The sequence below is a fragment of the Agromyces cerinus genome (assembly GCF_016907835.1).
In the GTDB taxonomy this organism is placed as follows: Bacteria; Actinomycetota; Actinomycetes; order Actinomycetales; family Microbacteriaceae; genus Agromyces; species Agromyces nitratus.
In genome coordinates, this window is sequence record NZ_JAFBCT010000001.1 from 1452826 (window position 1) to 1467145 (window position 14320).

A 14320-nucleotide genomic window follows, 5' to 3' on the forward strand; every position below is an offset into this window, starting at 1 on the left:
AACGCGGAACCTTCTTCCATGGTAACCGCAGGAACGGCGACCGGGGCCGACCGGCTCTCAGGAATCCTCGCTCCGTGCGTCGAGACGGGCGAGGAAGAGCGCCTCGCTCAGCAGCGCACGCTGGAAGACGCCGAGGTGCAGCGACTCGTTGGGGCTGTGCGCACGCGAGTCGGGGTCCTCGACACCGGTCACGAGGATCTGTGCGGCGGGGAACTCGGCGACGAGCTCGGCGATGAACGGGATCGACCCGCCGACACCGATCTCGACGGGCTCCTTGCCCCAGGCCTCGGCCATCGCCGCATTCGATTCGGCGACCGCCCAGCCCGAGGTGTCGACGAGGAAGGGATTGCCGAGTTCGATCGCGTCGAACTCGAGCTTCGCGCCGAACGGTGCGTGGGATTCGAGGTGGGAGCGGATCGCGTCGAGGGCGTCGACGTCGCGCTGGCCTGGCGCGACGCGGGCGCTCACGCGCACTGCGACGCTCGGCACGAGCGTGTTCGAGGCGTTGGCAACCGAGGGCGCGTCGATGCCCGTGACCGTGATCGCCGGCTGCGCCCAGATGCGCGAGAGGATCTCGCCGCGCCCGATCGGGGTGACGCCATCGAGGAGGCCGGTCTCAGCGCGGAGCTGCGCCTCATCGTAGGCCGGCGTCTCGAGGTCGGCCGAGGTCAGCCCGTCGACCGCGACGGAGCCGTCAGCGTCGTGGAGGGTCGCGAGCAGCTGGATCGCGGCGAGCATGGCGTCGGGCACCGCTCCCCCGAACATGCCCGAGTGCGATGCGTGGCCGAGCGTCGCCACCCGCATGCGGAATGCCACCGCGCCGCGGAGCGCGACGGTCAGCGCCGGCGTCTCGAGGTCCCAGTTGCCGGAGTCGGCGACGACGATCGCGTCCGCCTCGAGCAGCTCGCGGTTCTCGTGCAGGAAGTTGGCGAACGAGAGCGAGCCCGACTCCTCCTCGCCCTCGATGAAGAGCGCGATGCCGAGGTCGAAGTCGGTGCCGAGCACCTCGGTGAGTGCGCGGATGGCACCGATGTGCGCCATCACGCCGGCCTTGTCGTCGGCGGCGCCGCGGCCGTACAGGCGGTCTCCGCGGAGCGTCGGCTCGAACGGGGACGACTCCCAGTCGGCGTCCTCGCCGGGCGGCTGCACGTCGTGGTGCGCGTAGAGGAGGACCGTCGGCCGCCCGTTGCGCGCAGCACGGCGCGCCACGACCGCCGGCTTGCCGAGCGGGGCATCCGCGCCCTCGCCCTCGCCGATCGCGGCGCGGCGGATCTCGACGAGGTCGAAGACGCCGAGCCCGCGTACGAGCTCGGCGACGGCCTCGGCGCTCGCCTCCACGTGGGCGTCGTCGAAGGCCGCCCAGGACACCGACGGGATCTTCACAAGGCGCGTGAGATCGGCGATGGTGGAGGGAAAAGCGGCTTCGACGGCGCTGCGCAGCGCGTCGCTCGTGGTGGTGGGGTCGGAAGTTCCGCCGACGGCGGGATGAGACTCGGTCATGCCGGTAATCTTAAGGGGAACCGATTCGAGGAATCCCGTGGCCAAGAACCCGAACAACACCGAAGAACCGAGCGCCGAGACGCTCGAAGAGACCCAGGCTCGCCTGAAGGCCGGCAAGGGTGCGCCCACGCCGAGCCGAGCGCAGCAGGAGGCTGCGCGGAAGCGCCCGCTCGTGCCGAACGACCGCAAGGAGGCGGCGAAGCAGGCCCGTGCCAAGGCGGCGGAATCGCGCGAGCGGGCCCGCATCGGCATGGCGGTCGGCGACGAGCGCTACCTGCCCGCCCGCGACCGCGGCCCCCAGAAGAAGTACGTGCGCGACTACGTCGACGCACGGTTCAGCATCGGCGAGGTGCTCATCCCCGTGATGTTCGCCGTCATCCTGCTGACGTTCGTGCCCAGCGCCCAGGTGCAGTCCATCGGCATCCTCGCGCTCTGGTCGTTCTTCCTCGTCGCGGTCATCGACGTCATCGTGCTGGGCTTCATCCTCACGAAGAAGCTCGCTGCGAAGTTCGGCGCCGACAAGGTCGAGCGCGTGCGCTGGTACGCCGCGATGCGTGCACTGCAGCTGCGCCCGCTGCGCCTGCCGAAGCCGCAGGTCAAGCGCTGGAACTACCCCGAGTGATCCGACTGCCTCGCGGCGGCGGCTTCGCCGCCCGGGGCAGTCGCACGTCTCGACCGCATCAGTTGCGGCCGAACACTCCCCCGCGGATGAGCGGAACCCGGGTCTCCTCGTCACTGAGCGACCCGTGCTGGCCGATCATGGCCTCGGCCTGACGGTTCGGCTCCCTGCGGTCGTAGTAGGCGATGCCGGCCCGCGCCGCGATGATGACGTCGCCGATGCGATCGCGCACGTCGCCCGCGACCTCGCCGTAGAGCCCGGCCTCGATCGCCTCGTCGCGGCTCACGACCCACGAACGGTGCCCCTCGGCGGCGCGCCATCCCTCGACGAGGGCGGTGCGAGCGGATGCCTCGAGCCCGGGTTCGAAGTACAGCGCCACGCAGCGCGGCTCTCCCCCGACGTGACGCACCCCGACGAGCAGTTCGGGCCGGTCGTCGATGAAGACGTGTCGGTGCGCGGGCACGTCGACCACGCCGTGGTCGGCGGTGACGAGGAGACCGGCGCCACGTGGCATCCGTCGTTCGAATGCGGCCAGTTCGGCGTCGAGCGTCTCGAGCTGGCCGAGCCACTTGTCCGACTCCCAGCCGTGGGCATGCGCGGCCTGGTCGAGTTCGGGAACGTAGAGGTAGACGACCGCGCGCTCACCGGTCGCGAGGATGCGATCGGCTTCGGCGAAGCGGTCGGCGACGGATGCCCCGGGCCGGTACTCGGCTCCGCGGAGCACCGCGCGAGTGAAGCCCGAGTCGGAGTATCTGGCGGCTCCGATCGCGTAGCTCGGGATGCCGGCCTCGCGCATCGTCTCGAAGAGCGTGGGCAGGCGTTGCCAGGTCTCGGGCGGCATGCCCGCGTCCCATCCGCTCAGCTGGTTGACGAGGCGATCGTGCGCTGCGTCCAGCACGCGGTAGCCGACGAGACCGTGATCGCCGGGAGGGCGGCCCGTCGCGAACGTCGCGATCGCGGCCGCCGTCGTCGACGGGAACACGGTGCGGAGCACGTCGCGCTTCGCCATGCGGGAGGCGAGGAACCTGGCGTGCCCGGCACGCGACTGGATGTTCGATGCGCCGAGTCCGTCGACGAGCACGACGACGACGGCAGTCGCCCGGGGAAGGCCGAGATCGTTCGGAAGGCCCTGAACGGCCGACATCGAACTGCCGAGCACCCCGGCAAGGCGTGGGGCGGTGTCGGCGGGCACCGGTAGCATGGCAGACATCGCGCCCAGTCTGGCACAGGCCGGGCGCGCCCCTGTTTCCCGCGTGCACGCCACGCCCGGCCCAGATACGACGGATGACCCGAGCAAAGAATCAGCCCGCTGAAGAACCGATCGTCGAGCGCATCGAAGACGTCGACGTCGCCGCAGAGATGCAGGGCTCGTTCCTCGAGTACGCGTATTCCGTCATCTACTCGCGGGCGCTTCCCGACGCCCGCGACGGTCTGAAGCCCGTGCAGCGGCGCATCCTCTACCAGATGACCGAGATGGGCCTGCGGCCCGATCGCGGCCACGTGAAGTCGGCGCGCGTCGTCGGCGAGGTCATGGGCAAGCTCCACCCGCACGGCGACACGGCCATCTACGACACCCTCGTGCGCATGGCGCAGGCGTTCACCTTGCGCGTGCCGCTCATCGACGGTCACGGCAACTTCGGCTCGCTCGACGACGGCCCTGCAGCGTCGCGATACACCGAAGCCCGTCTCGCCTCCCCCGCGCTCGCGATGACCGACGGACTCGACGAGAACGTCGTCGACTTCGTGCCGAACTACGACAACCAGCTGACCCAGCCCGAAGTGCTCCCCGCCGCCTACCCGAACCTGCTCGTCAACGGTGCGAGCGGCATCGCGGTCGGCATGGCGACCAACATGGCGCCGCACAACCTCATCGAGGTCGTCGGCGCCGCGCGGCACCTCATCGCGCACCCGAACGCCACTCTCGACGAGCTCATGGAGTACGTGCCCGGCCCCGACCTGCCCACGGGCGGCACCATCGTGGGGCTCTCGGGCATCAAAGACGCCTACGCCACCGGTCGCGGCAGCTTCAAGACGCGCGCCAAGGTCAGCGTCGAGTCGATCACCGCCCGTAAGACCGGACTCGTCGTCACCGAGCTGCCCTACCTCGTCGGCCCCGAGAAGGTCATCGAGAAGATCAAAGACGGCGTCAACGCCAAGAAGATCAACGGCATCTCCGACGTCACCGACCTCACCGACCGCACGAACGGGCTGCGGCTCGTCATCGGCATCAAGACGGGCTTCAGCCCCGAGGCCGTGCTCGAGCAGCTCTACCGGCTCACGCCGCTCGAGGACTCGTTCAACATCAACAACGTCGCACTCGTCGACGGCGGACCCCAGACCCTGGGCCTGCGGGAGCTGCTCCAGGTCTACGTGGCGCACCGCATCTCGGTCGTCACCCGCCGCTCCGAGTACCGGCTCGCCCGACGGCGCGAACGCCTGCACCTCGTCGACGGCCTCCTCATCGCGATCCTCGACATCGACGAGGTCATCCAGCTCATCCGCGGCAGCGACGACACCGCCGCCGCACGCGCTCGCCTGATCGAGGTCTTCGACCTCAGCCAGGTGCAAGCCGACTACATCCTCGAACTGCAGCTGCGCCGACTCACGAAGTTCTCGCGCATCGAGCTCGAGGCCGAGCGCGACAAGCTGCGCGCCGAGATCGCCGAGCTCGAGGCACTGCTCTCGAGCCGGCACCGCATCGAGGCCCTCGTCTCCGACGAGCTCGCCGAGATCGCCGAGCGCTTCGGCACTCCGCGCCGCACCCTGCTCACCGACGCCCGGCCGAGCATCGCCGGCGCCGCCGCCAAGCGGGCCGCCGCGATCCTCGAAGTCGCCGACGTGCCCTGCCGGGTCTTCCTCTCGGCCACCGGTCGCATCGCACGCGTCGACCTGCCCGTGGGCGACGAGGGCGCACCCGTCATCTCCGTTCCCGCCCGTCGCAGCAAGCACGACGCGATCCGCTCGACGCTCGACACGACGAGCCGGGCCGAGATCGGCGCCGTCACGAGCCTCGGCCGACTCATCCGCTTCACTCCGGTCGACCTGCCGATGCTGCCGCCCACCTCGGTGCAGCTGGGCGCCGGCGTCAAGATCGGCGACTATCTCACGCTGCCGAACCGCGACGAGAAGGTACTCGCGATCGTCTCGCTCGATTCCGATCGGTCGATCGCGCTCGGCACGAAGCAGGGCGTCGTCAAACGCGTCGCCACCGGCGCGTACCCGAACAAGCCCGAGTTCGAAGTGATCGGTCTGAAGGCGGGCGATGAGGTCGTCGGAGCCGTGCAGGGCGACGAGACCGACGAACTCGTGTTCGTCGCCACCGACGCGCAGTTGCTGCGGTTCCCCGCTGCCACCGTGCGCCCGCAGGGCTGCCCCGCGGGCGGCATGGCCGGCATCAACCTCGGGGCCGGTGCCCACATCGTGCACTTCACGAGCATCGCCGCAGACGACGTGCCCGAGGCGGTCGTCGTCACGATCGCGGCGACGACGGACACCCTGCTCGGTACCGACCCCGGCAGCGCCAAGGTCAGCGACTTCGCCGAGTTCCCGGCGAAGGGCCGCGCGACCGGCGGAGTGCGCGCGCAGCGCTTCCTGAAGGGCGAAGACGCGTTGCACCTCGCCTGGGTCGGCCGCTCCCCTGCGCTGGCCGTCGGACCCGATGGCACGGCCCGTACGCTGCCCGACGGCGGGGCGAAGCGCGACGGGTCGGGCCAGCCGCTCGAGGCCGTCGTCGGCGCGATCGGCACGCGCATCGGCTGACGTCGTACGTCGGGCTTGACGCGGGCACGGTCGAGGGGCATATTCGGCCGTGCCGGCCGCTGAACGCCGTACTCGTTGTGCGCCGGCTCTCTGGCGAACGGGAGGGGCGCTCATGGGGCGCACGACGCTGCACGACATCTCCGGCACGGTGCTGGAACCGGGAGACGACGGCTACGACGAGGCCCGCACTGTCTGGAACGGCATGGTCGACCGGCATCCGCGCTACATCGTGCGGTGCGCCGACGCGACCGACGTCGCCACGGCGATCCGGTTCGGCACGCAGAACGACCTCGAGATCGGCGTGCGCTGCGGCGGGCACGGCATCGTCGGACACGCGGTCGCCGATGACGGTCTCATGATCGATCTCCGGCCCATGGGCGATGTGCAGGTCGATGCGCTCGGGCGGCGCGCGCGGGTGCAGGGCGGCGCCCTCCTCGGCGCCCTCGACCGAGCCGCACAGCAGCACGGCCTCGCAACGACGGCGGGGAACGTCTCGCACACCGGCGTCGGCGGGCTCACCCTCGGTGGCGGCATGGGCTGGCTCGCGAGGCGGCTCGGGCTCGCCTGCGACAACGTGCTCGCGTTCGAGCTCGTCACGGCCGATGGTGAGCTGCTGCGGGTCGACCGCGATTCCAATCGCGAACTCGATTGGGCGCTTCGCGGCGGCGGCGGCAACTTCGGTGTCGTCACCGCGTTCGAGTTCGCACTGCACCCCGAACCCGGCGACGCGATCGCCGTCGAGTTCCACTATCCGATCGAGGATGTCGCGGACGCTGAGGCCGCCGCAGCTGCGATGCGCGCATGGCGCGACCTCAGCATCGACGCGCCGCGCGAGTCGACCTTCACCGCGACGATCTCCGGCGGGACGGTGGCGCTCGGGTTCGTGTGGGTCGGTGATCCACTCGACGCTCGTGCACGCATCGTCGCGCTCGAGCAGCGCCTCGACCACGCCGCCCCTCCCGCTGCGAGATCAGTCGATCCGCTCAGCTACCTGCAGTTGCAGACGCGCGAAGACGACGTCGAAGGCCACGCATGGCGTCGGTACTGGAAGGGACACTACTTCCGCGAGCTCGGCGATGACCTGATCGAAGCGCTGCTCGATCGCGATGACGAACTCTCGCCCGACGTGAGTCTGCAGGCATACGGCGGGGCCATCGCGGACGTTCCCGGCGACGCCACAGCCTTCTCGAGGCGCGACACGGCGTTCGAGTTCGTGGCGGCCTCCCGCTGGCGCTCGCCCCACGAGGATGCGCCGCGGATTGCGGCCGCCCGGCGCTACGCGAGCACGATGGACGAGTACTCGAGCGGCGCGTACGTCAACGTGCTCGGCGACGATGGAGAGGCGGGGCTCCGTCGGGCGTACTCGACCGATCAACTGACACGACTGACCGCCGTCAAGGACGCGTACGATCCCGGCAACGTCTTCCATCTGAATCAGAACATCCGACCGACGTCGGGGTGAACGTCACACTTCGATGCGGTCGTGCTCGAGCGAGTCGGAGCTCTCGCGGCACGCGCTGAAATCCTTGACACGCCCGAATCTCGCAGGCTACGTTGTGCCTACTTCGGGGGACAGACAACGACGCCTGACCTATGGACTGGCAACGACGCCCGACCCATGGAACCGAAGCCGCTCGCCGACCAGGCGAACGGAGATTCGCTCATTTCAGAAGGAGCACACTGCATGAGAATCACGAGAACACTCGCGCTCGCCGCCACCGCGGCCGCCGCGCTCGCTGTCGGCACGGTAATCCCGGCCGCCGGCGCAACCCCGCTCGATGACTCCGACGTTCCCTCCTACCAGGAGTTCGCGGCATCGACCTACCGAGACGTCGATGGCGGCTACATCGTCAATGGTGACGAGGTGATCTCGGACAAGGGCGACCTGCGGAACTTCTACGACCTGCTCGTCGGTCCCGAGACGCCGACCGATGGTCTCATCGTCAACACGGTCAACGGCGCCGACGACAAGTGGTCGGCCTCGCAGGTCGGCAACCTCACCTATTGCGTCAGCACGAAGTTCGGCACGCGTCACGCCGATGTCGTCAACGCGATGGCGAGCGGCGCGGCTCTCTGGGAGTCCGCGTCATCGAAGATCAACTTCGTGTACGTGAGCAGCGCCGACGGCCAGTGCACGACGCGCAACAAGTCGGTACTGTTCTCGGTCGAGCCGGTGCAGACCTCGCAGTACATCGCCCGTGCGTTCTTCCCGAGCACGCCCGACCGTCAGCAGAACGTGCTCATCGACGACTCGATCTGGAGCTCGGGCTCCTGGACGCCGACCAACATCCTCGGTCACGAACTCGGCCACACCCTCGGGTTCCGGCACGAGCACACGCGTCCCGAATCGGGCACGTGCTTCGAAGACAACAACTGGCGTCCGCTGACGCCGTACGACTCTTCCTCGATCATGCACTACCCGCAGTGCAACGGTTCGTCCGACGATCTGTCGATGACGAGCTCCGACCGCACGGGGGCCGTCGCGCTCTACGGCAACTGAGTCACCGCTCTCGTCAGAACGCTGTCAGAGTGTCCGCTGGGCTCGGTCGTATTCGACCGGGCCCAGCGGTGCGTCGTCACGCGGGGCGAGAGCATCCGGCCGCCGCCGGCTCAGCGTCACGCGTCGATGCGATCGCGCTCGAGCGCGTCGGAGCTCTCGATGATGAATTCCTTGCGAGGCGCGACGTCGCTGCCCATGAGCAGTTCGAACACCCGCCCGGCGTTCTCGGCATCGCCGATGCCCACGCGACGCAGAGTGCGGTGGCGGCGATCCATCGTCGTGGTCGCGAGTTGGTCGGCGTCCATCTCGCCGAGGCCCTTGTACCGCTGGATCGGGTCTTGATAGCGCTTCTTCTGACGATCGAGCGTCGCGAGCACGCCCTTGAGCTCGGCCTCTGAATAGGTGTAGATGGTCTCGTTCGGCTTCGACCCGGGGTTCATCACGACGACCCGGTGCAGCGGCGGCACCGCGGCGAACACCCTGCCATGCTCGATCATCGGCCGCATGTAGCGGAAGAAGAGCGTGAGCAGCAGCGTGCGGATGTGCGCGCCGTCGACGTCGGCGTCGGCCATGAGGATGACCTTGCCGTAGCGGGCGGCCTCGAGATCGAAGCTGCGGCCGGAGCCGGCACCGATCACCTGGATGATCGACGCGCACTCGGCGTTCGCGAGCATGTCGGCCACGCTCGCCTTCTGCACGTTCAGGATCTTGCCGCGGATCGGCAGCAACGCCTGGTGCTCGCTGTCGCGGGCGAGCTTGGCGGTGCCGAGTGCGGAGTCGCCCTCGACGATGAACAGCTCGCTGTGTGCGACGTCGTTCGACCGGCAGTCGACGAGCTTCGCCGGCAGCGACGAGCTCTCGAGCGCGTTCTTGCGGCGCTGCGTCTCTTTGTGCGCCCGTGCGGAGATGCGCGACTTCATCTCGGCGACGACCTTGTCGAGCAGCAGGGCAGCCTGGTTCTTGTCGTCGCGCTTCGTGGAGGAGAAGCGTGCTCCGAGCTCCTTCGTCAGCACGCTCGAGACGATGGCGCGGGCAGCGGGCGTGCCGAGCACCTCTTTCGTCTGACCCTCGAACTGCGGCTCGGGCAGGCGCACCGTGACCACCGCCGTGAGGCCCGCGAGCACGTCGTCCTTCTCGAGCTTGTCGTTGCCGGCCTTCAGGCGTCGAGCGTTCAGCTCGACCTGCTGGCGCAGGAACTTCAGGAGGCCCTGGTCGAAGCCGGCCTGATGCGTGCCGCCCTTGGGCGTCGCGATGATGTTCACGAACGAGCGGATCACCGTGTCGTAACCGGTGCCCCAGCGCAGGGCGATGTCGACCACGCACTCGCGCTTCAGCTCGGTCGGCACCATCGCGCCGCCCTCGGTGAGCACGGGAACCGTCTCGGTGAAGTGGCCGGTGCCGGTCAGACGCCACACGTCGGTGAGCGGGGCATCGGTCGCGAGGTGCTCGACGAACTCGGAGATGCCGCCCTCGAACTGGAACGAGGTCGTGTGCGGGGCCTCACCCCGCTCGTCGGTGACGTCGATGGCGAGGCCGGGAACGAGGAACGCGGTCTGGCGCGCGCGACCGAGCAGCTCTTCGGTCTGGAACTCGGCGCCCTTCGTGAAGATCTGGCGGTCGGCCCAGTATCGGATGCGCGTGCCGGTGACGCCCTTCGCCACCTTGCCGACGACCCGGAGCTCGCTGCGCTGCTCGAACGGGGTGAACGGTGCATCGGGCGATGGCGCACCCGAATCGGCGAAGTTGCCGGGCTCACCGCGGTGGAACGACATGGCCCACGTCTTGCCGTCGCGGTCGACCTCGACGTCGAGTCGCTCGGAGAGCGCATTGACGACGGATGCTCCGACACCGTGCAGGCCACCGGAGGCCGCATAGGAACCGGAACCGAACTTGCCGCCCGCGTGCAGCTTCGTGAACACGACCTCGACGCCCGAGAGACCGGTCTTCGGCTCGATGTCGACCGGGATGCCGCGCGCGCGGTCGCGCACTTCGACGCTGCCGTCGGGGTGGAGCGTCACGCCGATCTCGTTGCCATGGCCCGCGAGCGACTCGTCGACCGAGTTGTCGATGATCTCCCAGAGGCAGTGCATGAGGCCGCGGGAGTCGGTCGAGCCGATGTACATGCCGGGTCGCTTGCGCACGGCCTCGAGGCCCTCGAGCACGGAGAGATGGCGGGCGGAATAGTCGGAGCTCACGTCGAACAAGCCTACTGAGCTGCACCGACACATCCGTTCAGCCACTACGCGCTGAGCGAAATGCCCGGCCCAACGGAAGGAACCGGCCCCCACTCGTGTTTTCATTGATGAACGGAACACCACGCATGAGCGACGAAGGAGGAGCCATGACCCAATACACCGAGACCACCGGTGCGGTCGATGAACTCGAGACCCCTTACGAGCTCACCGCGCTCGATCGATGCGATGCCTGCGGCGCGCAGGCGTACATCCGCGTCGTCGTCGCGAGCGGCGAACTGCTGTTCTGCGCCCACCACGGTCGCAAGCACCAGGAGAAGCTCTCGCAGATCGCGCACAGCTGGCACGACGAGTCGAGCAAGCTGCTCGGCGACCGCAGCTGACCGACCGACTCCACGAACGCCCCGGCTCGTCCGGGGCGTTCGTCGTTTCAGGACTCGGGAGGCTTCAGGACTCGGGAAGCGAGACGCCGGCGGCGGACAGCTGCGCGGCACGCGCGGCCGACGCGTAGGCGTCGACGGCCTGCGCCCGCTCGCCCGAGACGTACTCGAGCCCGGCGCGCGAGGCCATGGTGTCGAGGATCCGATCGGCGAATACGGGATTCTTGGCGAGCACCGGGCCATGCAGGTGGGTGCCGTAGACATCGCCCATGACCGCGCCCTCCTGACCGGAGTCGCGGCCGTTGCCGTGTCCGGCGCGAAGACGGCCGAGCGGGGATGCCTCTGCGCCGACGTAGTCGCGCGCGTGGTTCTCGAAGCCGACGAGCATGCCGAAGCGCGGGCTCTTCACCACGACGTCGCCGGTCACCCGGTTCGCACGCGGCACTGAACGGCCCGGCAGGATGCCGAGGCCCTCGACGCTGCGCCCGCTCGCGAGCTCGACGCCCCAGCTGAGCAGCTCCCAGCCGGTGCCGATCGCGAGGATCGGCACGCCCTCGGTGCCCCAGCGGCGGAACTCGTCGTGCATCGTGAGCAGCAGTTCGCGGCTCTCGTCGAGTGACGAGTCGCTGCCCGAACCGAGCACGATCGCGTCGACGCGGGGCGGCAGCTGCGCGGCCGACTCGACCTCGACGACCTCGGCGTCGAGGCCCGCCCACCGTGCACGCGTCGCGAGCACGCGGGCGTTCTCGGCGTCGCCGTTCGTGTTCTGGAGTCGGGGCAGCAACGAGACGATCGTGAGGGTCATTCTGCTCCAGCGAGTCCGAGGTGGGCGCGAGTGCGTCGCATGGCGTCGGCGGTGAAGACGATCGTCTTGACGCCCGACGAGGGCGCCGGCATCGCCAGGAAGTCGTCGACGGCCGTGCCGAGGTCAGGCTCGACGCGGTCGATCTCGACGCCGTCGTAGGCCAGCATGAGCGCCGCCTCGGCCGACTTCGAACCGGTCACGATCGAGACCCGGCCGAGCGAACCGGCATCCGTCGGCCAGAAATAGGAAGGGTCGCGCACGTCGGAACCGATCGCGAACAGGATCTGCTCGGTGCCCGGCGCGATGCTGTCGACGTTGAGCTGATAGCTGGCGGGATTCTGCACGAGCACGAACTCGACATCCTGACCGCGAACGGTGGTGCGCTCGCCACGGCCGAACACGGCGGGGATCGCGCTCAGGGCATCGGCAGCCGTCGAGCTCGCGAAGCGCTCGCCGAGCACGGCCTTCGCCGTCGCGTACGCGGCCGCCGCATCGACGGCGTAGTGCACGCCGCGTGCCGGCAGTCCGATCGAGACGGATGTCCCGGCGTCATCGAGCACTGCAGACGCACCGTCGACCGTTTCGACGACCACGTCGGTGCCGCTCGACAGTCGGGTGCCGCTCGTCTCGGTGTAGCCGAGGCCGCGCGGCGATGCCGCGAGCACGGTCTCGGTGACGCCGAAGCGGTGCACGGCGACCTCGGGGCGAACCCGTGCGGCCAGTCGCTCGAGGTAGGCGTCATCGGCGTTCACGATGATCGACTCGCCGGCGCGCGCCGCGATGCGGGCGAGCATGGAGGCGACCATCTCTGAGTCGTGGAAACGGTCGATCTGGTCGACCATGACGTTCGTCAGGCACACGACCCGCGCGTCGACGCCCTGCATGACGAGTGCGCCGTGGCCCTCGTCCATCTCGAGCACCGCGACCTCGCCGGGCACGCGGCCCTGCCAGTCGGCCTGCTCGAGCAACGCCGAGGTGAGGCCCTGGCTGATGTTCGCCGTCGACGGATTGGTGAAGACGTCGACGCCGTGGGCGCGGAGGATCGCGACGAGCATCTTCGTGGTCGTCGACTTGCCGCTCGAACCCGAGACGACGACGAGACCCTGCGGGAAGCCCGAGAGGGTGCGCTTCAGGTACTTCGGGGCGATGCGGTTGACGACCAGGCCGGGAACAGCCGATCCGCCGCCGGGCTTGCGCAGCCGGGCGGCGAATCGGGTGAGCCTGCCGACGAGGATCGCCGGGGCGTAGCGCACTGGCGGCCTACTCGAGGTAGTCGCGGAGCGACTGCGAACGCGAAGGGTGACGCAACTTCGCCATCGTCTTCGACTCGATCTGGCGGATGCGCTCACGCGTGACACCGAAGGTGTCGCCGATCTGGTCGAGGGTCTTCGGCATTCCGTCGCCGAGGCCGAATCGCATGCGGATGACGCCCGCCTCGCGCTCGCTCAGCGAGTCGAGGAGCGACTCGAGCTGCTTCTGCAGCATCGTGAAACCGACCGCGTCGGCCGGGACGACCGCCTCGGTGTCCTCGATGAGGTCGCCGAACTCGCTGTCGCCGTCTTCACCGAGGGGCGTGTGCAGCGAGATGGGCTCGCGGCCGTACTTCTGCACCTCGATGACCTTCTCGGGGGTCATGTCGAGTTCGCGGCTGAGCTCTTCGGGCGTGGGCTCGCGACCGAGGTCCTGCAGCATCTGACGCTGTACGCGGGCGAGCTTGTTGATGACCTCGACCATGTGCACCGGGATGCGGATGGTGCGCGCCTGGTCGGCCATGGCGCGGGTGATCGCCTGGCGGATCCACCACGTCGCGTACGTCGAGAACTTGAAGCCCTTGGTGTAGTCGAACTTCTCGACCGCACGGATGAGGCCGAGGTTGCCCTCTTGGATGAGGTCGAGGAACTGCATGCCGCGACCCGTATAGCGCTTGGCGAGCGAGACCACGAGGCGCAGGTTCGCGCCGAGCAGGTGGCTCTTGGCGCGCTGACCGTCTTTGGCGACCCACTGCAGTTCGCGACCGAGCTGCGAGCGCTTCTCCGCATCGGTCATGTGCGACAGCTTCTCTTCGGCGAACAGGCCCGCCTCGATGCGCATCGCGAGCTCGACCTCTTCGGCCGCGTTCAGGAGCGCGACCTTTCCGATCTGCTTCAGGTAGTCCTTGACGGGGTCGGCCGTCGCGCCGGTGATGGCGCTCGAGTAGACCGGAACCTCGTCTTCGTCGTCGACCGCGCGCAGCACGAGGGCACCGGTGGGGTGCGGCTCTACCGCGACGGCCTTCGTGTCGTCGTCGTCGCCGTCGGCCGCCGAGTCATCGGCGCCGTCGACGACCTCGATGTCGACGACCTCTTCACCTTCATCGTCGTCGCTCTTGGCCTTCGCCTTGGCGCGGGGCTTGGTCGCGGTCTTCGCGGTGGTAGCGCGCGGCGTCTTGGTCGCGGGGGTGGCCGCGGCCTTCGCCGGCGTCTTCGCGGCGGTCGACTTCGCGGCGGTCGCGCGCTTCGCAGCGGGCTTCTCCGCCTCGCTCGCAGCCGTCGTCGCGGCTTTCGTCGTTGCCATTCGTTGAACCTC

Annotated in this window: 11 protein-coding genes; 5 read left to right on the top strand and 6 right to left on the bottom strand. The window is 69.0% G+C overall.

Features of this window, described 5'->3' with window-relative positions:
* Positions 1–57: 57 nt before the first annotated feature.
* A complete protein-coding gene (locus JOE59_RS06720; protein WP_204459477.1) occupies positions 58–1500 on the bottom strand; it encodes a dipeptidase in 1443 nt (480 codons plus the stop codon).
* 37 nt (positions 1501–1537) lie between these two features.
* Here JOE59_RS06720 and JOE59_RS06725 point away from each other — a divergent pair, with 37 nt between their 5' ends.
* Complete coding sequence (locus JOE59_RS06725) at positions 1538–2122, top strand: DUF3043 domain-containing protein (protein ID WP_307836979.1); 585 nt, start codon at positions 1538–1540, stop codon at positions 2120–2122.
* A 58-nt stretch (positions 2123–2180) separates the two neighbouring features.
* On the opposite strand, the gene JOE59_RS06730 is transcribed toward JOE59_RS06725, so the two are convergent.
* Entirely contained in the window at positions 2181–3329 is a 1149-nt protein-coding gene (locus JOE59_RS06730) for an alkaline phosphatase family protein (protein ID WP_204459479.1), read from the bottom strand.
* A gap of 74 nt (positions 3330–3403) precedes the next feature.
* Between JOE59_RS06730 and JOE59_RS06735 the strand changes: the two genes are divergently transcribed.
* From JOE59_RS06735 to JOE59_RS06745, 3 genes are all read left to right on the top strand, one after another.
* Entirely contained in the window at positions 3404–5878 is a 2475-nt protein-coding gene (locus tag JOE59_RS06735) for a DNA gyrase/topoisomerase IV subunit A (protein WP_204459480.1), read from the top strand.
* A 112-nt stretch (positions 5879–5990) separates the two neighbouring features.
* Positions 5991–7340: an FAD-binding oxidoreductase gene (locus JOE59_RS06740; protein ID WP_204459481.1), complete on the top strand. Its 1350-nt coding sequence runs from the start codon at positions 5991–5993 to the stop codon at positions 7338–7340.
* Between the two features lie 222 nt (positions 7341–7562).
* On the top strand, positions 7563–8378 hold the full coding sequence (locus JOE59_RS06745) for a M57 family metalloprotease (protein ID WP_204459482.1): 816 nt from the start codon (positions 7563–7565) through the stop codon (positions 8376–8378).
* 116 nt (positions 8379–8494) lie between these two features.
* Here the strand turns inward: JOE59_RS06745 and JOE59_RS06750 are convergent, their stop codons facing one another.
* The gene (locus JOE59_RS06750; RefSeq protein ID WP_307836980.1) at positions 8495–10573 is read right to left on the bottom strand and encodes a DNA gyrase/topoisomerase IV subunit B; all 2079 of its coding nucleotides are present in this window, start codon (positions 10571–10573) and stop codon (positions 8495–8497) included.
* A 146-nt stretch (positions 10574–10719) separates the two neighbouring features.
* On the opposite strand from JOE59_RS06750, the gene JOE59_RS06755 reads away from it, so the two are divergent.
* Positions 10720–10953: a DUF7455 domain-containing protein gene (locus JOE59_RS06755; protein ID WP_204459484.1), complete on the top strand. Its 234-nt coding sequence runs from the start codon at positions 10720–10722 to the stop codon at positions 10951–10953.
* Positions 10954–11017: 64 nt separating this feature from the next.
* On the opposite strand, the gene JOE59_RS06760 is transcribed toward JOE59_RS06755, so the two are convergent.
* From JOE59_RS06760 to JOE59_RS06770, 3 genes are read right to left on the bottom strand one after another with little or no spacing between them, the layout of a single operon-like run.
* A complete protein-coding gene (locus tag JOE59_RS06760) occupies positions 11018–11755 on the bottom strand; it encodes a type 1 glutamine amidotransferase (protein ID WP_204459485.1) in 738 nt (245 codons plus the stop codon).
* The gene (locus tag JOE59_RS06765) at positions 11752–13008 is read right to left on the bottom strand and encodes a Mur ligase family protein (RefSeq protein ID WP_204459486.1); all 1257 of its coding nucleotides are present in this window, start codon (positions 13006–13008) and stop codon (positions 11752–11754) included. Before JOE59_RS06765 ends, JOE59_RS06760 begins: the two co-directional genes overlap by 4 nt.
* 7 nt (positions 13009–13015) lie before the next feature.
* Entirely contained in the window at positions 13016–14308 is a 1293-nt protein-coding gene (locus JOE59_RS06770; RefSeq protein ID WP_204459487.1) for an RNA polymerase sigma factor, read from the bottom strand.
* Positions 14309–14320 lie beyond the last annotated feature (12 nt).

Bases quoted from the DNA above. Each gene is read 5' to 3' on its own strand.
- JOE59_RS06720 (WP_204459477.1), bottom strand. From the start codon at position 1,500: ATGACCGAGTCTCATCCCGCCGTCGGCGGAACTTCCGACCCCACCACC.
- JOE59_RS06730 (WP_204459479.1), bottom strand. From the start codon at position 3,329: ATGTCTGCCATGCTACCGGTGCCCGCCGACACCGCCCCACGCCTTGCC.
- JOE59_RS06735 (WP_204459480.1), top strand. From the start codon at position 3,404: ATGACCCGAGCAAAGAATCAGCCCGCTGAAGAACCGATCGTCGAGCGC.
- JOE59_RS06740 (WP_204459481.1), top strand. From the start codon at position 5,991: ATGGGGCGCACGACGCTGCACGACATCTCCGGCACGGTGCTGGAACCG.
- JOE59_RS06745 (WP_204459482.1), top strand. From the start codon at position 7,563: ATGAGAATCACGAGAACACTCGCGCTCGCCGCCACCGCGGCCGCCGCG.
- JOE59_RS06755 (WP_204459484.1), top strand. From the start codon at position 10,720: ATGACCCAATACACCGAGACCACCGGTGCGGTCGATGAACTCGAGACC.
- JOE59_RS06760 (WP_204459485.1), bottom strand. From the start codon at position 11,755: ATGACCCTCACGATCGTCTCGTTGCTGCCCCGACTCCAGAACACGAAC.
- JOE59_RS06770 (WP_204459487.1), bottom strand. From the start codon at position 14,308: ATGGCAACGACGAAAGCCGCGACGACGGCTGCGAGCGAGGCGGAGAAG.